This window comes from Streptomyces sp. AB3(2024) (genome assembly GCF_041862025.1).
Taxonomy (GTDB): Bacteria; Actinomycetota; Actinomycetes; order Streptomycetales; family Streptomycetaceae; genus Streptomyces.
In genome coordinates, this window is the sequence record NZ_JBGWAB010000012.1 from 14,656 (window position 1) to 35,677 (window position 21,022).

The 21,022-nt window shown below is 68.9% G+C and carries 18 protein-coding genes; 8 read left to right on the forward strand and 10 right to left on the reverse strand.

Translation table 11 applies throughout. The features are described from left to right. The first annotated feature begins 126 nt into the window (after nucleotides 1-126). Genes ACEPPI_RS07810 through ACEPPI_RS07840 form a run of 7 tightly spaced genes read left to right on the forward strand, consistent with a single transcriptional unit; the run spans nucleotide 127 to nucleotide 5,374 of the window. Nucleotides 127-729, forward strand: coding sequence for a CBS domain-containing protein (locus ACEPPI_RS07810; RefSeq protein ID WP_373914478.1), 603 nt, complete (start codon nucleotides 127-129; stop codon nucleotides 727-729). A gap of 11 nt (nucleotides 730-740) precedes the next feature. Next, complete coding sequence (locus ACEPPI_RS07815; RefSeq protein ID WP_373914479.1) at nucleotides 741-1,370, forward strand: CBS domain-containing protein; 630 nt, start codon at nucleotides 741-743, stop codon at nucleotides 1,368-1,370. A gap of 9 nt (nucleotides 1,371-1,379) precedes the next feature. Further along, complete coding sequence (locus ACEPPI_RS07820) at nucleotides 1,380-1,859, forward strand: CBS domain-containing protein (protein ID WP_373914480.1); 480 nt, start codon at nucleotides 1,380-1,382, stop codon at nucleotides 1,857-1,859. Nucleotides 1,860-1,872: 13 nt separating this feature from the next. Further along, nucleotides 1,873-2,541, forward strand: a complete 669-nt coding sequence (locus ACEPPI_RS07825; protein WP_373914481.1) for a DUF4389 domain-containing protein — start codon at nucleotides 1,873-1,875, stop codon at nucleotides 2,539-2,541. Between the two features lie 2 nt (nucleotides 2,542-2,543). Then, complete coding sequence (locus tag ACEPPI_RS07830) at nucleotides 2,544-3,431, forward strand: universal stress protein (RefSeq protein ID WP_373914482.1); 888 nt, start codon at nucleotides 2,544-2,546, stop codon at nucleotides 3,429-3,431. Between the two features lie 45 nt (nucleotides 3,432-3,476). After that, the gene (locus tag ACEPPI_RS07835) at nucleotides 3,477-4,352 is read left to right on the forward strand and encodes a universal stress protein (protein WP_373914483.1); all 876 of its coding nucleotides are present in this window, start codon (nucleotides 3,477-3,479) and stop codon (nucleotides 4,350-4,352) included. Nucleotides 4,353-4,378: 26 nt separating this feature from the next. Continuing rightward, entirely contained in the window at nucleotides 4,379-5,374 is a 996-nt protein-coding gene (locus ACEPPI_RS07840; RefSeq protein WP_373914484.1) for a nitroreductase family protein, read from the forward strand. Nucleotides 5,375-5,844: 470 nt separating this feature from the next. On the opposite strand, the gene ACEPPI_RS07845 is transcribed toward ACEPPI_RS07840, so the two are convergent. The 5 genes from ACEPPI_RS07845 to ppsA form a co-directional block, all read right to left on the reverse strand. Continuing rightward, nucleotides 5,845-6,147: a DUF1876 domain-containing protein gene (locus tag ACEPPI_RS07845; protein ID WP_373914485.1), complete on the reverse strand. Its 303-nt coding sequence runs from the start codon at nucleotides 6,145-6,147 to the stop codon at nucleotides 5,845-5,847. A 22-nt stretch (nucleotides 6,148-6,169) separates the two neighbouring features. Further along, on the reverse strand, nucleotides 6,170-8,851 hold the full coding sequence (locus tag ACEPPI_RS07850) for a cation-translocating P-type ATPase (protein WP_373914486.1): 2,682 nt from the start codon (nucleotides 8,849-8,851) through the stop codon (nucleotides 6,170-6,172). Then, nucleotides 8,844-9,467 (reverse strand): hypothetical protein, encoded by a 624-nt coding sequence (locus tag ACEPPI_RS07855; protein ID WP_373914487.1) that lies wholly within the window; start codon nucleotides 9,465-9,467, stop codon nucleotides 8,844-8,846. Before ACEPPI_RS07855 ends, ACEPPI_RS07850 begins: the two co-directional genes overlap by 8 nt. Before the next feature lie 34 nt (nucleotides 9,468-9,501). After that, on the reverse strand, nucleotides 9,502-10,005 hold the full coding sequence (locus tag ACEPPI_RS07860; RefSeq protein ID WP_373914488.1) for a flavodoxin domain-containing protein: 504 nt from the start codon (nucleotides 10,003-10,005) through the stop codon (nucleotides 9,502-9,504). Between the two features lie 122 nt (nucleotides 10,006-10,127). Next, on the reverse strand, nucleotides 10,128-12,569 hold the full coding sequence (gene ppsA / locus ACEPPI_RS07865; RefSeq protein ID WP_373914489.1) for a phosphoenolpyruvate synthase: 2,442 nt from the start codon (nucleotides 12,567-12,569) through the stop codon (nucleotides 10,128-10,130). A 534-nt stretch (nucleotides 12,570-13,103) separates the two neighbouring features. On the opposite strand from ppsA, the gene ACEPPI_RS07870 reads away from it, so the two are divergent. Then, nucleotides 13,104-14,459, forward strand: coding sequence for a nicotinate phosphoribosyltransferase (locus ACEPPI_RS07870; RefSeq protein ID WP_373914490.1), 1,356 nt, complete (start codon nucleotides 13,104-13,106; stop codon nucleotides 14,457-14,459). Here ACEPPI_RS07870 and ACEPPI_RS07875 read toward each other — a convergent pair. The 5 genes from ACEPPI_RS07875 to ACEPPI_RS07895 all read right to left on the reverse strand — a co-directional run bounded on the left by ACEPPI_RS07875 (nucleotide 14,425) and on the right by ACEPPI_RS07895 (nucleotide 20,974). Next, the gene (locus ACEPPI_RS07875) at nucleotides 14,425-15,936 is read right to left on the reverse strand and encodes an ATP-binding protein (protein WP_373914491.1); all 1,512 of its coding nucleotides are present in this window, start codon (nucleotides 15,934-15,936) and stop codon (nucleotides 14,425-14,427) included. The genes ACEPPI_RS07870 and ACEPPI_RS07875 overlap by 35 nt on opposite strands. Nucleotides 15,937-16,051: 115 nt before the next feature. Continuing rightward, nucleotides 16,052-18,454: a glycoside hydrolase family 65 protein gene (locus ACEPPI_RS07880; RefSeq protein ID WP_373914492.1), complete on the reverse strand. Its 2,403-nt coding sequence runs from the start codon at nucleotides 18,452-18,454 to the stop codon at nucleotides 16,052-16,054. After that, complete coding sequence (locus tag ACEPPI_RS07885) at nucleotides 18,451-19,203, reverse strand: HAD family hydrolase (protein WP_373914493.1); 753 nt, start codon at nucleotides 19,201-19,203, stop codon at nucleotides 18,451-18,453. Before ACEPPI_RS07885 ends, ACEPPI_RS07880 begins: the two co-directional genes overlap by 4 nt. Beyond that, complete coding sequence (locus tag ACEPPI_RS07890) at nucleotides 19,200-19,886, reverse strand: helix-turn-helix domain-containing protein (protein ID WP_373914494.1); 687 nt, start codon at nucleotides 19,884-19,886, stop codon at nucleotides 19,200-19,202. Before ACEPPI_RS07890 ends, ACEPPI_RS07885 begins: the two co-directional genes overlap by 4 nt. Beyond that, a complete protein-coding gene (locus ACEPPI_RS07895; protein ID WP_373914495.1) occupies nucleotides 19,886-20,974 on the reverse strand; it encodes a zinc-dependent alcohol dehydrogenase family protein in 1,089 nt (362 codons plus the stop codon). Before ACEPPI_RS07895 ends, ACEPPI_RS07890 begins: the two co-directional genes overlap by 1 nt. Between the last annotated feature and the right edge of the window lie 48 nt (nucleotides 20,975-21,022).

Consider the following 21,022-nt stretch of genomic DNA (forward strand, 5'->3'; position numbering starts at 1 on the left):
TCATTCAAGCACCGCCGGGGCGCGGCCAACAGGGCCAGTCAGTCCCCAGCGGACCCCGGACGGCCCTACCTCCGGAGGACGGCGATATCGAGGATCGAAATACGGGCTGATATTTCAGGAGGCATCATGAAGCACCTGCGCACCGTCGACGACGTAATGACGCATGCCGTCATCTCCGTCGATCGCGGAGCACAATTCAAGGACGTGGTGGAGACCATGCGGCAATGGCGGATCAGTGCGCTGCCCGTCCTGTCAGAAGACGGACGGGTCGCCGGCGTGGTCTCCGAAGCGGACCTGCTACTCAAGGCGCAGGGCGCGGACGAGTCCCGCGCCGTCACCGCAGGCGAGCTGATGACCGTACCGGCCGTCACGGTGCGCAAGGACGCCACCATCCCGGGCGCCGCCCGCCTGATGGCCCACGGCCACTTGAAGCGGCTCCCTGTGGTCGACGGCGACGGCCGCCTCGTCGGGGTGGTCAGCCGTGGGGATCTTCTGAAGATCTACCTCCGCCCCGATGCTGACATCGGAGAGGAGCTCCGTGAGCTGATCATGGCTGAGCTCATCCCCGCCGGTTCGGCCGAGGTACACGTCCACGTCGCAAACGGAATCGTCTACCTCCACGGCTCCATCCCCGACGCGACTCTGCGGGACGTGTTGATGCGTGTCGCACGCACGGTACCGGGAGTCGTGGACGTCACAGCGCAGTTCGACGTCGAAGTTCCCGCATAGGGAGGACGACGATGAGGCACCGCAGCGTCGCCGAACTGATGACTCCGACAGCCGTCAGTGTCCGGCGCGGCACCCCGTTCAAGGAGATCGCCCGGCTCCTCGACGGGTTCGACATCACCGCTGTGCCCGTCGTGGACGAGTCCGAGCGTCCCGTGGGCGTCGTCTCCGAAGCGGACCTGCTCCGCAGACGTGATGGCGGAAGTGGCGCGAACACCGCATCCGACGTCATGACCAGCCCGGCCATCACCGCTGATCCCGAGTGGAGCGTCGTCCGCGCGGCGCGTGTCATGCGCAAACACTCGGTCAAGCGAATGCCCGTGGTGGACGCCGCCACCGGCCGGCTCATCGGGATCCTGAGCCGCAGCGACCTCCTTCAACTCTTCCTGCGCCGTGACCACGCGATCCAGGAAGAGATCCTCGAAGACGTACTGACCCGCACACTCCGGCTCAGCCCTTCCGCTCTGACCGTCGAGGTCACCGATGGCGTGGTGACCCTCAGCGGCACGGTGGTACGACACAGCCTCGTCCCCATCGTCGTGCGGCTGTGCCAGAGCGTCGACGGAGTGGTGGACGTGATCAATCGGCTCAACTACGAGCATGAAGACATGCCGCTCGGCTCGCCGACGGCCACCGAGCGGTAGGAGAAGACCGTGAGGCATCGAGAAGTGAGCGAGCTGATGACCCGGGAGGTCGTCACCGTCCCCCAGAACGCCGCCTTCAAGGACATCGTCCGGACACTCCTGGAACACCATGTGTCGGCAGTCCCCGTCGTCGACACCGCGGGGCATGCCCTCGGCCTCATCTCGGAGGGGGACCTCCTCCCGAAGTCCGCAGCCCAAGGCGACCACTTCCAGTCGCTGCCCGAACGGGAAGCGTGGCAAGAGGACAAGGCAGCGGGGTTGCGTGCCGAAGAGCTGACGTCCGCTCCTCCCGTATGCGCCAGACCCGACTGGACCGTCGCCGAAGCCGCCATCACCGTGGACGTGACCGACGGCCGGGTCCAGCTGCACGGAACGGTGCAGTTCAAGAGCCTCATCCCGGTCATCGAAAGGCTCTGCCGCACGGTGGACGGCGTGGTCTCGGTGAAGGAGCAGCTCGGCTTCGCCGTCGACGACACCCTCGCACCCTGAGGAGCTGAGCCTCATGATGCCAAGCGCCCTCCACCCGGTCCTGGTCTCGGCCCGGCTGGACTCTCCCTTGTCCCGGTGGCTCTGGCTGATCAAATGGGTCTTGGCAATTCCGCACTGCATCGTGCTGTTCTTCCTCTGGATCGCCTTCGCCGTCGTGAGCGTGATCGCGTTCTTCGCCATCCTCTTCACGGAGCGGTATCCGCGCCCCCTCTTCGACTTCAACCTCGGTGTGCTGCGCTGGTCTTGGCGCGTGTCCTACGACGCCTACGGCGCGCTGGGCACCGACCGGTACCCGCCGTTCAGCCTCGGCCCCGAACCCGACTATCCGGCTCGCCTGGACATCGCCTACCCCGAGCGCCTATCCCGCGGCCTGGTCCTGGTGAAATGGTGGCTGCTCGCCATCCCGCACTACCTCGTGATCGGCTTCTTCACCGGTGCCATGCGAGGCGGATGGTGGGGCGGCGGCCTGATCGGTCTCCTCGCGCTCATCGCGGTCGTCACACCGGCCTTCACCGAGAAGTACCCACGCGATCTGTTCGACCTCGTCATCGGGCTCAACAGGTGGGTGCTGCGCGTCGCGGCCTACTCCGGTCTCATGACCGACGTATACCCACCCTTCCGCCTCGACATGGGCGGAGACGAGCCCCCCGACCGCATGCCGAACCCTGTCAGAGGAGCATGAGGATGGCCATCATGAACGGACTCGTCACCGTCGGCCTCGACGGCTCGGCAGAAAGTGCGGCAGCAGCCCACTGGGCCGCGCGGGAGGCACTCCTGCGTGAGGTTCCACTCCATCTCGTCCACGCTGAAGAGTGGGCGTCCCCCCTCGACCTCACCCCCGTCACCAGTGCCGGCATGCGCTCTCGGTGGGCGGAAGCGCTCCTGCGCGATGCTGCAGACGAGCTCCATGACAGGTATCCCGAACTGAGCATCAGCACCCGGTCGCTCGACGACCGGCCGGCGAAGGCACTAGCTGCCGTGGCAACAACCTCAGACATACTCGTCCTCGGCTCCCGGGGGCTCGGCGCCCTCGCCGGCTTCGTCCTCGGCTCCGTCGGTATGGCAGTCATCCACTCGACAGAGCGACCCATCGTGCTGGTGCGCGCGGACGAGGATGCGATTGCTCACCCCCAGGACTGCCACAGAGACCGTGAACTGGTCGTAGGCGTCGACATCGGCCAGCCCTGCGAAGCGCTACTGGCCTTCGCGTTCGAGGAGGCATCCCGGCGGTCCTGCACGTTGCGTGTGCTCCACAGCTGGGCTCTTCCCCCGTTGATGGGGTACGGAGCTGTCTACGACCCGAGGATTCACGCACAACTCGACATCAGCGCGAAAGCCGGCCTGGACGAGATGCTCGAGCCTTGGCGTGAAAAATACCCGGGCGTACACGTCGCCGCGCGTGCGACCGCCAGCCATGCCGCCTGGCAGCTCGTGGAAAGCGGATCCGAAGCGGGACTCATCATCGTCGGCCGACGCATCCGCCGTTCTTCGGTCGGCACGCACATCGGCCCGATCACTCACGCGGTCCTCCACCACGCCCGGGCGCCTGTCGCCGTCATCGCACACCAATAGTGAAGCCAGGCCGTAGGAAGCGCTTCATCGAAGGAGATGCACCTCATGACGAGCCAAGTGACTGTGGGCCTGGACGGCTCCCCTGAAAGTACTGCGGCGGCCCGCTGGGCGGCCTATGAGGCCGAGCTCCGGAACGCGTCCCTGGATCTGGTCCACGCCGAGGAATGGCTGGAGAATCCGCCACTGCCGGTCTCGACCACCGAGGAACGCCGCCACTGGGCCGAAGGCATCCTCCGCGATACGGCCGACGAGCTACGGCGCGAGCATCCTTCGCTGGAGATCTCCACGCGCCGGGTGGGGGGCCTGCCCGCTTTGGCCCTGGCGTCCGCCGCGAAAGACTCCGACATGCTCGTACTCGGCTCCCGCGGGCTCGGCAGCATCGCCGGCTTTCTCGTCGGATCCACGGGCGCCGCCACCATCGCAGAGGCCGAGCGCCCGGTCGTGCTCGTACGGTCAGCCGACAGCACGGGGACCCCAGCCGTCCGTGACCGTGACCGGGGACCTGTCGTGGTCGGGATCGACATCCACCACCCTTGCGACAGACTCCTCGCCTTCGCATTCGAAGAAGCGGCCCACCGCGTCTGTCCGCTCATCGTCGTGCACGGATGGTCTCCGCCGCCGATTCTCGGCTATGCGCCGATTCTCGACCCCGGAGTGCAGTCGGAGATGGCTCACGGCATCAGCACGGGGATGGACGAAATCCTGAGCCCGTGGCAGGACAAGTTCCCTTCGGTGGCCGTCGAACCGCGCGTGACCACCGGTCAGGCAGCGATCCAGATCCTCGATGCCGCCACCGGCGCCGCCCTCGTCATCGTCGGCAGGCGTATCCGCCACTCCGCGTACGGCACCCACATCGGCCCGATCGCACACGCTGTGATGCACCATGCGGCAGCGCCGGTTGCCGTGGTCGCCCACGAGTGAGGTCCACTGCCAGGCAGGAAAGTCCCATGACCACAACTCTCCCGGACGTATCAGAAGTCCTCCCCCTCATCGAGGACGCCGTCATGGCGCCGTCCATGCACAATGCCCAACCCTGGAAATTCGTCTTCCAGCCGGACACCGGAGTCATCGAACTCCACGGCGACCCCGGCCGGGCGATGCCCCACGCCGACCCGGACCACCGCGCCCTCCACCTGGGCTGCGCCGCCGCATTGTTCAACCTGCGGGTGTCCGCCGCCTGGGCGGGCTGGGAGCCTGCCGTACGGATGCTGCCCGACGACGGCTCCCCGTGGCTCCTGGCCACAGTGAGTCTCCGGAAACCAGAAGTGACGGACACCGAGCGGGCTCTTGCCGCCCTGCACCCGGCCGTGCGGCGACGTCACTCCAGCCGATTCCCGTTCAGGGAGGAGGAGGTACCACCCGCCCTGCTGGACGGTCTGCGGGCCGCCGCTCTCCTGGAGGGCTGCCGTCTGGCCGTCCCGGAAGCCTGGCACACCGAGACCGTCCTCGGCCTGATCCACGACTCCGAGCACCGCGAGGAGATGGATCCCGTCATGCGGGCGGAGACGCTGGCGTGGACACATTCCGGTACGCCGGAAGGGCAGGTCCGACCCGACGGCATCCCGGCCTACGCCTTCGGGCCCAAGCAGTCCGGCCGGGGCGGCGGCGTACGCGACTTCGGCCGCTCCCAGACCGTACCCGGCCGCGGGTGGGCCGCGTTCGAACGGCGACCCCAGATCGCGCTGCTGGGTACCTCCGGGGACGGGCCCGAGGACTGGCTGCGCGCAGGACAGGCCCTGGAGCGAGTCCTGCTGCAGGCCACTGCTGACGGCCTGGTCACTTCCATGACCTCGCAGCCGCTCGAGTGGCCCGAACTCCGCTGGACGGTGCGCGACCCGGGCGCCACGATGAGCCACGTCCAGATGGTCATCCGGCTCGGCTACGGCCCCCAGGGGCCTGCAACGCCCCGGCGCCCCGTAGCCGAAGTCCTCGACGTCCGATGAGTTGCCAAAGGAGGCCCGGTGCTCGGCGACGGGGTGAGGTGTTCGCACCCTGGCGCGTGCCGTACCGGAGCAGCCCTGGTGCCTGCGAGAGCGTGGTGCCATGGTGATGTGGATCCGCACATATGACGAGGCCCGAGGCCTTTGGCAGTACTTCGAAGGTGATGAGGAAGGGCGGTCCTGCGACAAGTGGACTTGCGAGGCGATGACAGCACGCCGGTGACTGCTGCCTCCCTGGAGGAGGTTCTCCGACTTCAGGAGCGCGCGGACATCGCCACTATGAGCCGGTATGAGCAGTGGTACGGCCTCGTCACCGAGGGCAGACTCACCGGATGGGAAGAAGCGCCGCGCCGGCGAGATCTCGACCGAGGAGTTCGAGAGGGTATGGCTGGTCGCCCGGCGGACCTTGGGGCCCCCGGCACACGGAATGATGACGACCGCCCCCGCCCCCGTCCGGTGCCGCCAGTGGACACCTAAGAGGCCTCCATATCCAGCCAGCCCGAATACGGCTTCGGGGATTCCTCATGCGACGGCGCCCCGACGGCCTGCATGTCTCCATAGGCCGTTCGCTTCAGCTGCTGGGCCAGGTTCTCCATGGCCCGTGCGGCAGCGAGTTCGTCGCCGATTTCCGGCACATCCTTGTCCCGAGGTGCGCAGCGGGCGGTGCCGTGGCCGGTGAGATTGTTCGTGCCCGTGTCCAGTTCGAGGCGGGCCTTGGTCGTCTGGTCCTCTTCGAAGAGGTAGAGACGGACCTTCCATTCTGCGGTGTGTGTCATGGCGTGCCTCCGGTAATGGGTGTCAGGGCGTCGTGTGCTGGTGGGTGCGCCGGACCCAGCGCCGCAGTTCGTCGGTGCCCCAGACGAGGACGGGGAAGGTCGCGATGAGGGCGACGACGTCCAGCGGCAGGGCGGCGGTACCGAACAGGCCTTGCAGGGGCGGCGCGTATACGAGGGCCGCGGTGAAGGCGAGCTCGAAGGCGATGCCCGCCAGGAGCAGGGGGTTGGTGAACAGGCCGATGTCGCGCAGGGCCGCATGGTCGGTGCGGGCGGCGAAGGCTGTGCCGACCTGGCAGGTCACGATGCCGGCGAACGTGGCCGTGGTCGCGGTGACGTAGGCGTGGTGCAGGGGGCTGCCCGCGCCGGTGGGGTCGCCCGGGTGCCAGCCCGCGCGCCACAGTACGTAGAAGAACGCGCCCATGACCAGGACTGCGGAGACGGTACCGAGGTAGCCCCAGCTGCGGATGAGCATGTCTCGGGAGATGACTCCTTGCGAGCTCGGGCGGGGCGGGCGGCTCATGGTGCCCGGCTCGGCTCGTTCGCGGCCGAGGGCGAGGGCGGGGAGGGTCTCGGTGCCGAGGTCGATGGCGAGGATCTGCAGGACGGTCAGCGGGAGCGGGACCGTGCCGGCCGACAGCGCGAAGACCAGGAAGGGGACGACCTCGGGGGTGAGGTGGGCGAAGATGTAGACGATGAACTTGCGGACGTTGTCGTAGACGCGGCGGCCGGATTCGATCGCGGTGACGATGGTGGCGAAGTTGTCGTCGGTGAGCACCATGGTGGACGCCTCACGGGCCACGTCCGTGCCGGAGAGTCCCATCGCCACTCCGATGTGGGCTCGGTGCAGCGCGGGGGCGTCGTTGACCCCGTCACCGGTCATGGCGACGATCTGCCCGTGTGCGCGCAGGGCGTCGGCCACCTTCAGCTTGGTCTCAGGTGAGGAGCGGGCGAAGACGACTTCGGCGTCGGCTGATGCGAGGAGTGCGTCGAGTTCGTGGTCGCCGATCGACTCGGACTGTGCCACTACTTGCAGTCGAGGTTGACCGATGCCAACTTCGCGGGCGACGGCTGCGGCGGTGGCGCCGTTGTCGCCGGTGACGATGTGCACGCGGAGTCCTGCCTCGTGGCAGCGCCGGACGGCGGCGGCGACTTCGGGGCGTGGTGGGTCGTACAGGCCGACGAGCCCGAGCAGGCGAAGCCCGGTCTCCGCGTCCTGTCGACGACTCGGCACCTCGGCACCGGCCGGCAGTGTTCGGACGGCGACCGCCAGGACGCGCATGCCTTCGTGGGCGAGTTCCTCCGCCGCTGCGGCCGCGGACTGCGAACTGCCTTCCAGGGTTTGCAACACCGTCTCCGGCGCTCCCTTGACGATGACGCGCAGACCCTGCACGCCATCGGCTTGGACGACGGACATCAGACGCAGCCGGGGGTCGAAGCGGAAGAGGGCCCGGCGCCCGGTGTCACGCCCGTCGAGGTCGACGGGAGCGGCGTGGGCAGCGGCACCTCCTACCAAGGCCATCTCCGTCGGGTCGCCGTGAAGTTCGCTTTCTTCGCCGCGGGTGACCGTCGTGCACAGCGAGCTGGTCCGCAGCAGCTCTCCGTCCCAGGGGCCGGGCTCCCTTCCGTGCTCCGGCGTCCACACGGCTTGGAGTCGCATGCGGTTCTGGGTGAGGGTTCCGGTCTTGTCGGTGCAGATGACGTTGGTGGAGCCGAGTGTTTCGACGGCGCTCAGGCGTTTGATCACCGCTCCTTGGCGGGCGAGGACGCGTACGCCGACGGCGAGTGCGAGGGTGATGGTCGGCAGCAGGCCCTCGGGGACGTTGGCGACGAGGAGTCCGATCGCGAACATGAGGGTGTCCGTCAGCGGCAGGCCCACGGCGACTCCGGCCGCCAGGAACACGCCGCCCATGGCGACCGCTACGGCGGCGATGAGCCAGGCGACCTTCTTGACCTGCTGTTCCAGGGGGCTGGGGTCGCGGCGGGTGCGCTGACTCAGTGCGGCGATGCGGCCGAGTTCCGTGTGGTCTCCGGTAGCGAACACCATCGCCTGGGCCTGGCCCCCGGTGCAAACGGTGCCGCTGAACACGAGGTTGGGTTCCTGCAGCAGCGGCGCCCCGATGAGTCCGGGGCCAACGATGCGTTCGGCGGGGGTGGACTCCCCCGTCAGCATCGACAGGTCGACCTCGATGCCTCCCGCGGTCAGCCGTGCGTCGGCGGGAACCTTGGCGCCCTCTTCCAGAACGACCAGATCGCCCGGCACCAGCTCTCGTGCCTCCACCGCCAGGGGCCGGCCATCGCGGATCACCAGGGCGTGCTCGGGCAGGTACTTCGCCAGAGTCTCCACCGCCTGTTCGGCCTGCCGCTCCTGAAGGAGCGCAAACGCCGCATTGACGAGAACCACGGCGATGATGGCCCATCCGAGCACGGGGATGCCGGCGACGAACGCCAGCGCCGCGGCCGCCCAGAGCAGCAGGGCCAAGGGGTGTACCAGCTGCCGTACGAGTTCACGCCCCAGGGAGGTACGGGCCTTGCGGCGGACTTCGTTCGGACCGTAGACGGCGAGGCGTCGGCCCGCTTCCCGAGCGGAGAGGCCACTCGAGCCGGTATGGAGTTCACGGCGCAGCAGCGGCAGAGGCTCCAGCGGGTCCGGGCTCAGGAGCGGTTCCTGACCGGCGGGCAGAGGGGTGGTGGTGGCCTCAGTCATCTTCGGCTCCCGGTTCCCAACGCAGCCGGCCGGACCAGCGTGGCTCTACGAGATCCCACTCGCGGTCCCACCCAGCGAGGCTGCGCTCTTCAACGCGGCGGAGCCTGAGCCAGACGACTCCCCCGGCGGAGAGAACAAGTACCCCGAAGGCCGCGGCCCCGGCGGCAACGGCGGTGGAGGCGAGTTCGCCGTAGGGGCGAGGAGCCGGCGCCTTCCTTCCGGAGTCATCGACCCAGACCTTGACCGTCCCGCCCACGGCTGTGCCGGCCGGGACCAGGACCGTGTCGGTGTGCCGCTGGGAGGCGGGATACTGCCAGGCGGCCTGCGCCGTCGCCATCTGGACGTTGTTGACTCTCGCGGGGAGGGCGCGGTCGGCCTCACCAACCGTCTTCGCCGACACCTGATGCAGGTGCAGGGCCTCCGCACGGGCGGCGCGGACTTCGGTGTTCCAGACAGCCGTCCCGATGGCGATCGCACAGAGCACGGCGATGAAAGGAGAGAACGCGAAGGCGACGAGCCAGCGGCTGCGGGTACGGTCGGCGGCGCGCCGCAGTTCGTTCGAACGGCGACCGAGCAGCCGTCGCAGCGGGCCCTTCTCCGGGTGAGCCTCGAACACGTCCTGCCTCCGCGCTGTCGCCTTGCCGAGTCGCTCAGTTGAGGGCGGCGAGCTCGGCGCTGATGTGGTGAGCCCAGGTCTGGATCCGCTCGGGATTGCGGAAGTCACCACCCTTGCCATGCCGGACCAGCGCCTTGGCGATCAGACCCGGAGTGTGGGACGTGATGCTGCCGCCGAAGGTGACGTGTTCGCGTGCACCCAGGCTCTCCATCTGCTGCGCGACCGCCCGCACCGGAGGGATGTCGTGCTGCTCTGCGGAACCGTCGACCGGACCGCTGCTGAACAGCCAGACCGGGCGGTGCTTCAGGTAGTCGGCGTTGCGTTCGGCGCAGCGCTTGGCCTTGCGGCTCCAGTGCCCTGCGTACAGGGCTCCTCCGAGCACCACAGCGTCGTAGCTGCGTACGTCGTCCACGTCGTCGGCGGGGAGCACGACGGCGTCGAGACCGTCCTCGCGGAGGGTCACACCGATCTGCTCGGCGATGCCGGCGGTCGCTCCGTGCTTGGTGCCGTAGGCCACCAGTACCCGCTTCGAGGTCATGGCGTTTCTCCGTTCCCGTCGTTCTTGGTGTGCTTCACCGGAATGCCGCGCACCCTGGCGATGTGCTCGGGAAGGAAGCTGCGCCTACGCTCCCTCACCGTTCGTGGCATGGCGTGCTCCTCTCATCCGCTGGACGACAGGTCCACTCGGGGCATTCGGGGCTGGGACGGGCCCCTTCGGTCCGCGCCGTATCGCTTCAGTTCGGCGGCGGCCACGTGCTGCTTGACCGCCGCGAAGCTGTCCGGGGCCACGGAGATCGAGTCGATGCCGGTCTTCACCAGAAACTCGGTGAAGGCGGGGTCATCGCTGGGCCGCTGGCCGCACAGGCCGACCGTGGCACCCACCGACTGGGCACACGGGACGAGGATCTGGATGCTGCGGGTGACCGCGGGGTCGGTCTCGTCGAAGATGTGGGCGAGAGCTTCGGAATCGCGGTCGACGCCCAGGGTGAGCTGGGTGAGGTCGTTGCTGCCGATGGAGAAACCGTCGAAGCGCTCGGCGAAGTCCTGGGCCAGGATGATGTTGGCGGGGATCTCCGCCATGACGTACACCTTGAGCCCGTTCTCGCCCCTGCGCAGTCCCTGCTCTGCCATGACCTCCAGGACCTTGTCCGCCTCTTCGAGGGTGCGGCAGAAGGGGATCATGATGATCACGTTCGTCAGGCCCATCTCGTCACGGACCCTGCGCAGTGCTCGGCATTCGAGGGCGAAGCCTTCCCGGTATCCGTCGCTGTAGTAGCGGCTCGCGCCGCGCCAGCCGATCATCGGGTTGGCTTCGACGGGTTCGAAGGGGCGCCCGCCCAGGAGGCGCGCGTACTCGTTGGTCTTGAAGTCGCTGGTCCGCACGACGACCGGGGAGGGCCAGCGGGAGGCGGCGATACGGGCTATTCCGTAGGCGAGGCGGTCGACGAAGTATTCGCCGCGGTCGAGGTAGCCCTCGGTGAGCTGGTCGATCGCGCAACGGTCTTGGTCATCCAGTCGTTCGGGGTGCAGGAGCGCCATCGGGTGGACCTTGACCTGGTGCGCGACGATGAACTCCAGCCGGGCGAGCCCCACACCGTCCGCCGGCAAACGCCACCAGCGGAAGGCCGCGGACGGATCGGCGAGGTTCAGCATGACCCGGGTCCGGGTGGCCGGCAGGTCAGCGAGGTCGGTCTCGGTCTCCTCGTACGCGAGCAGGCCCGCGTAGACCCGGCCATGGCCGCCTTCGGCGCAGGAGACGGTCACATCCTGACCGTCGCGCAGCACCTGAGTCGCCCGGCCGGTGCCGACGACAGCGGGGACGCCGAGTTCGCGGCTGACGATGGCGGCATGCGAAGTGCGGCCGCCGTGGTCGGTGACGATCGCGGAGGCCCGCTTCATGATCGGTTCCCAGTCCGGGTCGGTGATGCCGGTGACAAGCACGCCGCCAGCCGGGAACCGGTCGAGGTCGACGGGCGAGTCCAGGGCGACGACCGGGCCCCGGCCGATGGCCTCACCGACCGCGATGCCCTCGATCAGGGCCTTGCCCGGCGTGGCGGTCAGCCGGCAGCGGCGCAAGGTGGAGGCGCGGCGCCGGGACTGCACGGTCTCGGGCCGGGCCTGCACGATCCACAAGTCTCCGGTGAGTCCGTCCTTGGCCCATTCCAGGTCCATCGGGCAGCCGTAGTGCTCCTCGACGGTCTGGGCCCAGTCGGCCAGCAGCCGAACTTCCGCATCGGTCAGCACACGCCGCGAACGCTCCTCGCCGCTCGTGTCGACGGTCCGGGTCAGCCCACGTTCTGCGTAGACGGCCTTCTGGCGCTTCGCGCCGATCCGTACGCCGATCACCGGGTCCAGAGACGGGTCCTTCATGCTCGGCTTGAACACCGTGTACTCGTCGGGATCGACCTGACCGCTGACGACGGTCTCCCCCAGCCCCCAGGCCGCGCTCACGACGATGACCTCAGGAAATCCGCTCTCCGGGTCGAGGGTGAACATCACGCCCGCACCTGCCAGGTCAGACCGGACCATCACCTGGATGCCGACCGAGAGCGCGACAGAGAGATGGTCGAAGCCCATCCGCTCCCGGTAGTCGATCGCACGGTCGGTGAAGAGCGACGCGTAGCAGCGGTGGCAGGACTCCAGCAGCTGGGCGGGCCCCCGGACGTTCAGGTAGGTCTCCTGCTGCCCCGCGAAGCTCGCCTCCGGCAGGTCCTCGGCCGTGGCGCTACTGCGTACGGCGACCTCAGGTTCCTCCCGCCCCTGGTCACGGGCGAGCTGCTCGTACGCCGAGACGATCTCGGTCCGCAGCCCGTCCGGCAGCGGCTCGGCCATGATCAACGACCGGATCGCCGCCCCCACCTCGTCCAGCGCAGCCCCCTCATGCAGACGCCCGAGCTGCTCCTCGATGCGCCCGCGCAGCCCGTGGCCGCCCAGCAGCTCTCCGTACGCGTCCGCCGTCGTGGCGAACCCGGGAGGCACATGCACACCCGCAGGGGCCAGGTGGGCGGTCATCTCTCCCAGGGAGGCATTCTTGCCGCCTACGTGGCCGACGTCCTGCCGGCCGAGTTCTGCGAACGGTATGACGCGTCGAATGGTGGCCATGACGTCCTCCGTCGTACGTGCGGTGATCGCGAGGCTCAGTAGGGCAGCGGGCGGCCGGACGGGGTGCGCAGGTCCAGCGGCGCGGGCTTGTGAGGCTGCCTCGGTCGGGTCGGGATCCGAATACGCTGCATCATCGTCACCTCTTCGGGAGCGGAGCCCTGAGCGACGTCCGGATTCCACGATCACGCTGCGCGTTGCCCGGGCCGCAGTGCCGAGGAGGTCAGGACCAGGGGGCCGAGTGGTCCGTATTCGGGAGGGGCCGATCGGTCCATGGGCCTCAACAGGGCAGCTGCGATGGAGGCGGCCCAGCGCCCCATACCGCTGCCGTGCACGACGTTGCCGTGGCTCCCAGGAGCAGAAGGACATGCCGCCAAGATCAAGATGCTCATCCAGACACCTCCGAGCGGTTGGTCCAGGCGGATGGAACCTCTTTCCAGGGAACCCGCCGGGCCGTACCACGGACAGGGCCGCGTGGGGCAATCGAGGGCCCAAAGGGCCCATGCCGCGACGGCCGGGCGCGGTCACGCTGGAGGTATGTCCGAGACGACGACCACCGACCTCTACGAGGTGACGATGGCGATGTCATACCTGCGTGAAGGTATGCGTGCCCCGGCCACCTTCAGCCTGTTCGTCCGGGATCTGCCGCCCGGCCGGGGTTTCCTCGTCGCCGCAGGTCTGGAGCCGGCGCTGGACTACCTCTCCCGGTTCCGCATCACGGCGGATGATGTGCGGGACTTCGCCCACGCGCTGCACAGGCCTCCTGAGGAGCTGGCCGCCCTGCTGGACCTCCGCTTCGACGGGGACGTCCGGGCAATTCCCGAGGGCCGGCTCGTATTCGCCGGCGAGCCCCTGATGGAGGTCACCGCCCCGCTGCCGCAGGCCCAGCTCGTCGAGACGTATCTGCTCACGCAGGTGTGCCACCAGACCGCGGTCGCGTCCAAGGCGGCCCGATGCGTGATCGCCGCGCAAGGACGGTCCCTGGTGGACTTCTCGCTGCGCCGCAACCACGGCCCCGGGGCCGGGCTGCAGGCCGCCCGGCTGGGTGCTCTGGTGGGGTTCTCCGGCACCAGCAACGTCGCTGCCGCCACCCAGCTCGGTATCTCCGCGTCCGGCACGATGGCGCACTCGTACGTCGAGACCTTCGCCTGCGAAGAGGATGCCTTCCGCGCGTTCGCCCGCGCCCACCCCGGCCCGCTCACGTTCCTCGTGGACACGTATGACACGGAAGGTGGCGTCGCGACCGCCGCCCGTGTCCTGGCCGACCTGCGCCGCGGCCCGGGCTGCGCGATCCGTCTCGACAGCGGCGACCTCGGCGCACTCGCCCACCGCTCACGAGCCCTGCTCGACACGGCCGGGCTGGAGGACGTACGGATCATCGCGAGCGGCGGCCTGGACGAATACGCCATCGCCGCGCTCATCGGCGACCAAGCTCCGATCGATGTCTTCGCGGTCGGGACCCGCGTGGGCGTGGCAGCCGACGCCCCGTACCTGGATGCGGCGTACAAGCTGGTCGAATACGACGGGAGGCCGGTGATGAAGCTGTCGGCCGCGAAGGTCACCGCGCCGGCTCCCAAGCAGGTGTTCCGCCGACCCGGGTGCACGGATGTGATCGGCCTGCACCGCGAAGAGCCACCGACCGGCGCGACGCCTCTGCTGCGTACGGTGATGGGGGGCGGCCGACGGACCGGACCGCCCGATTCGCTCGCCGCTGCCCGAGCACGATTCGAGGCGGATCTCTCCGGGCTGCCGGCAGCCGCGCGCCGCATTCAGGACCCCGAGGCGCCGGTCCCGGCCGCTTCGCCGCAATTGGAGGCGCTGACCGCCGAAGTACGCGGGCGCCTCGAAAGGGCCCTCGCTACGCGCCCCGGTACAGGCGCTCCAGGTCGATGAGCATGACCTCGTCACGCGCCCCAGCCGCGTGCAGCTCGGGGCTGAACCCCGAGGCACTGTAAAGGGCCGGGCGGACTCTGCTGACGTCTTCATCCTGGGCTGCGAGTGTGCCGAGGATGCCGTGCAGTCGTTGCAGATGGTGGATGTCCATGCCTGTGTGCCATCGCGCGATTCCCACCGACAGGAGGGCACCGTTCTTGTGACCGTCCCGTTTGCGGACCACGACCTCGGCCTCGTGCCCGCTCGTCGACAAAGGGTCGCCGAGCGAGCCGTACGACGCACTCAGGTGGTCGGCGCCGAAGGAATCCGGGGAGGCGAAGTGGACCACCCAGTCCCTGCATGTCTGAGCGAACTGGGGAGCCGCGACACGGGAGTTGAAATCGGTTCGCGCGTCTTCCCACACCGCTTCGGCGGGGCCTTGTTCCAGCGCGGTCCTGCGCGGGCGCGCCACGGCATGCTCGAACGCCAGGAGCTGGTCCGTGGGCCGGTGACGTACGACGGCCGACCGCAGTCCATCGTGCTCCAACCGAAGCAGGCCGTTTTCTCGGAGAACGGCGAGGGCGCGAGAGGCATCGGAGAGCTGCTGCCCGAGGAAGGCGGCGATCTCCCCCTGGGTCGTGCAGCCCGCGGCCAGGGCGGCGAGCACGGAGTGACAAGCCCCGGGGCTCTGGTGCCCGGTCTCCTCATCGACGAGGTGGCGGGCTTCACGGAACAGCGGCGTGCGTGGATTCAGGACGGTTCGGCAGACCCAGGCATCGAAGTCATTCCGGTCGACGGGGACGTCCTCGCCCACGTAGTCATGCCGGTAGGCCGGCGTTCCGCCGACAACGGCGTACACGCGGAAGGCCAACTCCGGGTCGTCGATGCCCCACAACTGCGCTGCCTTGCGAAAGTCCAGGGGCTGAAGGTCGAGCTTCAGACCGGATACGGCCTCCAGCGAAGAAGCGGGCGCGAACAGCCGGTTCATGACCGGTGCGGTCGAACCTCCCAGGATCAGGCGCGCGCGGTTCACCTGCGGAGAGCGCTCAAGGCGGCGAAGGGCGCCGTGAATGGTGGATGTCAGCGCCGGGCTCGCCGCGACGAGGTCGGGAAACGAGTCGATGATGACGGGCAGTGCCCGCGAGTCACCCAGTGCGAGAAGAGCGTCGATGGCTTCCTTCCCATCACGCCAGTGACTGGGTGGTGCGACCTGCCGATATCGCGCGTACTCTTCCCCCAGTCTGCGCAGGGACTCGGCTTCGGTGGCTTCCTGGCCACAGAAGTAGAACCCGCCGGTGACCCTCGCCACCGATTCAAGCAGGAGTGTCTTGCCTTGGCGCGGCCGACCCAGGACCGCGCCCAGCCCCGTTCCCGCATGCGGATCGCTGGAGAAGGCGATCAGAGTCGACCATTCGTCCTCCCTGTCGAAGAGCCGATCCGGCTTGGCAGAGAGGTCAGGGACCGCCATCTGGGGTCGCTGTCCGTGTACGGCATTCACACCATGCACCTCCGGAAGCAGCTGGGGGCTGACTCCATTCTCGGGCTCGTGACCGTCCGGCGCGCGGCGCGGTGCCCTCCATCGTTCCGGCGCACCTCGTCGGGGCCCGCCTGGGTCAGTCCCCAGTCAGTCGGAACCATCGCTCCTCCCCCGCGGCGACGGCCGCAAGCCGTTCGCCGGCCAGGCACACCGGCAGCGGCGATGCCAGCGAGGAGGTGGGCACACTGATGCCCAGCCTGCCGGGAAGGAGCTGGACACGGATGCCTCGGTTCCCGAGATAGCAGAAGGTGAACGAGGAGCGGGGAACCTCCCGGAGCGGGACGGGGTCGATGAGGAGTCCCCCCGGGCCCGCCTCGAGCCCCGCGATACCCCGCTCGATGAGGTCGAGGGTGCCGGCCATGGCGCCGAGGTGGACGCCTTCACCGGTGGTTCCGCCCTGGATGTCCGCCACGTCACTGAGCAGGGCTTCCTCGCAGTACCGCCAGGCGTTCGCGCCCTGCTGGCAGGCGAGGACCCACCCGTGCACCAAGCTGCTGAGAGTCGACCCATGGCTGGTGCGGTTCAGGTAGTACGTGACCGTCGCGCGCCAAACGTCGTCATCGAGCCGGTAGCCGAGACGGGCGAAGAAGGCCCGTAGGTCCGCGGGGCGGAAGAGGTAGCCGAGCATGAGGGTGTCGGCCTGTTTCGAGGCCTGATAGCGGTTGACCGTGTCGCCTTCGGCTTCCAGGATGCGGTCGAGCCGGCGGATGTCGCCGTAGCGGGCCCGGTAGGCCTGCCAGTCCAGTTCCGCCAGGCTTCCGTAGTTTTCGAACTGGCTGATGACTCCGGCGTGGAACGGCACGTACATCCGTCGGGAGATGTCCTCCCAGCGCTCCAGCGTCTCCTCGTCGGGGCCGAGTTGTTCGGTCAGCTCTCTCCGGCGGGATGCGGGCAGCCTGTCGAGCAGCTCGCGTGCGCGCGCGAGGGTCCAGGCCGCGGTCACGTTCGTGTACGCGTTGTCGTCGATGCCGGGCCCTGGCGCCTCGGGGTAGGCGTCGTGGTACTCGTCCGGGCCGACCACACCGCGGATCCGGTAGCGCTCACGGTCGGCGTCGAAGGTGGTCACGGAGCCCCAGTAGCGGGCGATGTCGAGCAGCAGTTCCGCTCCGGGGCCTTCGATGAATCCGGTGTCCCCGGTGGTCTGACCGTAGCGCCAGACGTTCCACGCGATGGCCGATCCGACGTGGCGCTGCAGGTGCGAGTGATCGGGCATCCACCGGCCCGATCTGGGATTGAGGTGGAGCGTCTGCGTCTCCTCGACGCCCGAACTACCGCTCTGCCAGGGGAACATCGCACCGCGAAGACCGCGCCCCTGCGCAGCGGTACGGGCCGCCGGGAGCCGGCGGTGGCGGTACATGAGCAGGGCGCGTGCCACTTCTGGAAAGTGCAGTGTGAGGTAGGGCAGGACGAACAGTTCGTCCCAGAAGACGTGGCCGCGGTACGCCTCGCCGTGCAGTCCTCGGGCGGGCACACCGACATCCATCTCCGCCGTGTGCGGGGAGAGCGTCTGGAGGACATGGAAGAGGTGGAGCCGAAGGATGCGCCCCGCCTCACCGGGTACCTTCACTTCACCCTGGCTCCAGAGGCGTTTCCACGCAGCGCGGTGGGAGGCCAGCAGCACCTCGAACGCGGCGGCGTGTGACGCCGCCTCGACGGCGCGTGAGCGGGGGTCGCCCTGTGGGCGGTCCAGGGATGTGTACAGGGCTGCGGACTTGACGACGGTTGCGGAACGATTGCGGGAGATCGGCAGCCTGAACGTCTGGGTCGTGGCGTCCTGTGTGCAGCTCATGGCCGCCGCGACGATGGGCCGGGAGATCGTCCTGACGGCGACACCGATGCCGATCCGGGAGGCACTGGTCCGGCAGGAGAGCCAGGCGACACCCTCCGCGCCGACTCCGGCGCGGTGGCCGGTGAGGTGGTGCCCGTCCAGGTCCCGATAGCGCTCGACGCCCGCGTTGGTGACGTTGCCGTCGAGGATGGCCTCGGCCTCGATCGTCCCGCGCCAGCCGTACGCGCGAAAGGTGGTCCGCTGGGCGGCGAGGTACGGATCGCCCATGTGGACCAGTCGGGTGTGGGTGACGCCGAGTCGTCGGCCGTGGCCGTCCTGGAAGAGCATCCGGCGGGTGAGGACGCCGCCGCGGAGGTCGAGCGAGGTCTTGTGGTGCCGCAGGCTCGGGTCGTCGGGAGTGAGCCAGGCACCCGTCGGCCCGTCGTCCGGCAGGCAGCGGTAGCGCAGGCGGAGCCAGTCGGGCAGGTTGACCAGATCCTCGTTGGCGACGCTTTTGCCCGCGACTTTCGAGGAGAGCCGGTTGTAGCAGCCGGCCGCATACGTTCCGGGGTAGTGGATGGTGTCGGCGCTGACCTCGGACGCGGCTCCCCGGGTGGCGAATCTGCCGTTGCCGAGTGCGCACAGGGCTTCGACCAGACGCTCCTTCTTCGGGTCGTAGTCGTTGAAGGCCCAGGTCCACGAGGTGTTCACGGCACTGCTCCGCACACTCTCTCCGCCACGGCGGTGAGGCCGGGGAACACCACGTCCGCGCCATGAGCGCGCAATTGCACTTCGGCCTCAGGGGCACGGGTCCGACTGATGCCTACGACCAGGCCGAAGTGACCGAGACGTCCTGCTTCCACCCCGGCGAGCGCGTCTTCGACGACGGCCGCGCGGGCGGGGGCGATGCCCAGCCGGTCAGCGGCTTCGAGGAACAGCGCGGGATCCGGTTTGCCGGCGAGACCGAGCCGGTCGGCGTCGGCCCCGTCCACCAGAGCGTCGAAGAGGCCGGCCAGGCCCGCGGATTCCAGCAGGGGGCGGGCATGACGCGAAGCCGATACGGCCGCGCACCGCACGCTCTGGTTCCTGAGCCTGCTGAGCGCGGGCCTGACGTCATCGAAGGGCTCGACGCGGCGGGTCCGCAGCGTTTCCATGAACGCGTGTTCCTTCCTGGTGGCGACCGCCCAAACGGTGCCGCAGCCAGGTGGATCGCCGGGGGCACCCTCCGGCAATGCGATCCGCCGGGCTGTCAGGAGAGCCAGCGCACCGTCATGGCGGGGTTTGCCGTCGACCAGGCCCCGGTACTCCCGTTCGGCGTCGAAGAGCGGCTGCCTCCCGCCGGCCGATGCCCAGGTGTCCAGGCAACCGTCGACTGCCGACTTCCAGGCAGCGGCGTGCAGCGCCGCCGAGTCAAGCAGCACCCCGTCGGTGTCGAAGATGACCGCGCGGAGTGTGCTCACGGGTCCACCACGCGGCGTCCGGTGATCCGGATCGGTGTGATCTTCATCCAGCGGGTGCGCTCGCTCCCCGCCCAGGGCATCGAGCGCGCAACGGCATCGAGACGCTGCTTGCCCGCCGCATCGATGACGCCCTCGGCCTCGCCCACGGCCATGACACTCCAGCCTTGTTTCATGGCGTCGTCGATGTGGTCGACCTCGAAGGCCACCTCCGTCCCCGCGGCCCTCGCGAGAACCGCACCTTCGGACGTGCGGAACGCGATCTCGTTGCCGGCCACCACGTAGTTCACGGGGAAGATCGCAGGTCCCTCGGGAGTGAAGACCGCGACCCTGCCGACGCCGTGGGTGGACAGCAGACGTCGGCACTCGGCGTCGGTGAGCGTGATCAGTTCCGCGTCCCGCAGAGCGGTGCCCCGCCCGGGCGGATACTCGGTGGTCGCGCCGGCCAGTTCCGCCACGGTCGTTCCCAGAGCGTCGGCGATGCGGGCGAGGGAGCCGATGGCGGGGGCCGCAGCGTGTTCTTCCAGGTAGGCGACGTACGTGGCGTCGGCCCCGCAGCGCTTGCCCACCTGCTCCCGGGTGAGGCCGAGTTCCTGGCGGCGCGTGGCGATCCGGCGCCCCAGGTCGGTACGACCGGCGGGCACCTCGGTGGAGGCGGGTCCGGACTTGTTCCTGCTCACGACCATCACGTCCTCTCGACTTCGCGCTGGGCCGCCTCGGCAACCACGTCGTGCCGGGGGCTGCCCAGTACTACTTTCAGTGCACCCGTGTCACCGGCTCGGGCGAACACGTCGTACGCCTCTTCCATCTGTCCCAGCTCGAAGCGGTGGGTGACCAGCGCGCTTGCGGGGAGGCGGCCGGCCGCCATCATGCGGAGCAGCATCGGTGTGGAGTAGGTGTCGACCAGCCCTGTGGTGATGGTGATGTCCTTGATCCACAGGTCTTCGAGGTGCAGGGTGGCGGGCTTGCCGTGCACGCCGACATTCGCGACGCGGCCGCAGGGACGCACCATGCGGGTACACATCTCGAAGGCTTCCGGGACGCCGACGGCTTCGATGACCACGTCGGCGCCGAGCCCGTCGGTGAGGTCGGCGACCAGCTGTTCGGGTTCCTCGGTCGCGCTGGCGGTTGCGTCCGCGCCGAGTACGCGGGCGGCTGCCAGCCGCGAGTCCGCAAGGTCGACGGCAACAATCCGGCCGGGGCTGTAAAGGCCGGCGGTGGCTATGACTGCGAGGCCGATCGGGCCCGCCCCGACCACCACGACCGTGTCGCCCGGCCGCACGTTTCCGTTGAGCACGCCGACCTCGTACGAGGTGGGGAAGATGTCCGCCAGTAGGACCGCGTCGTGGCTGTCCACCGCGCTCGGGAGCGGGTGCACGGAGAGGTCGGCGAAGGGAACGCGGACGTACTCGGCCTGGGTGCCGTCGATGGTGTGGCCGAGGACCCATCCTCCGCCTCCGCGGCACTGTCCGTAGTGGCCCTCGCGGCAGAAGCGGCACCGGCCGCACGAAGAGATGCAGGAGATGAGGACCCGGTCCCCGGGCCGGACGGTGCGGACGTCGCCGCCGGTCTCCACCACGGTCCCGACGGCCTCGTGGCCCAATACGCGGCCCGGGGTCACCTCGGGCACGTCGCCCTTGATGATGTGCAGGTCGGTGCCACAGATGGTTACCGCGTCGATGCGGACGATCGCGTCGGCGGCGTCCTTGATGCTCGGATCGGGCACGTCCTGCCAGGCGGTCTGTCCCGGGCCGTGGAAGACGAGTGCCTTCATGACATCGCCCTTCTTCCTCTGTCTCGTCCGGTGGGGGACATCGCCAGG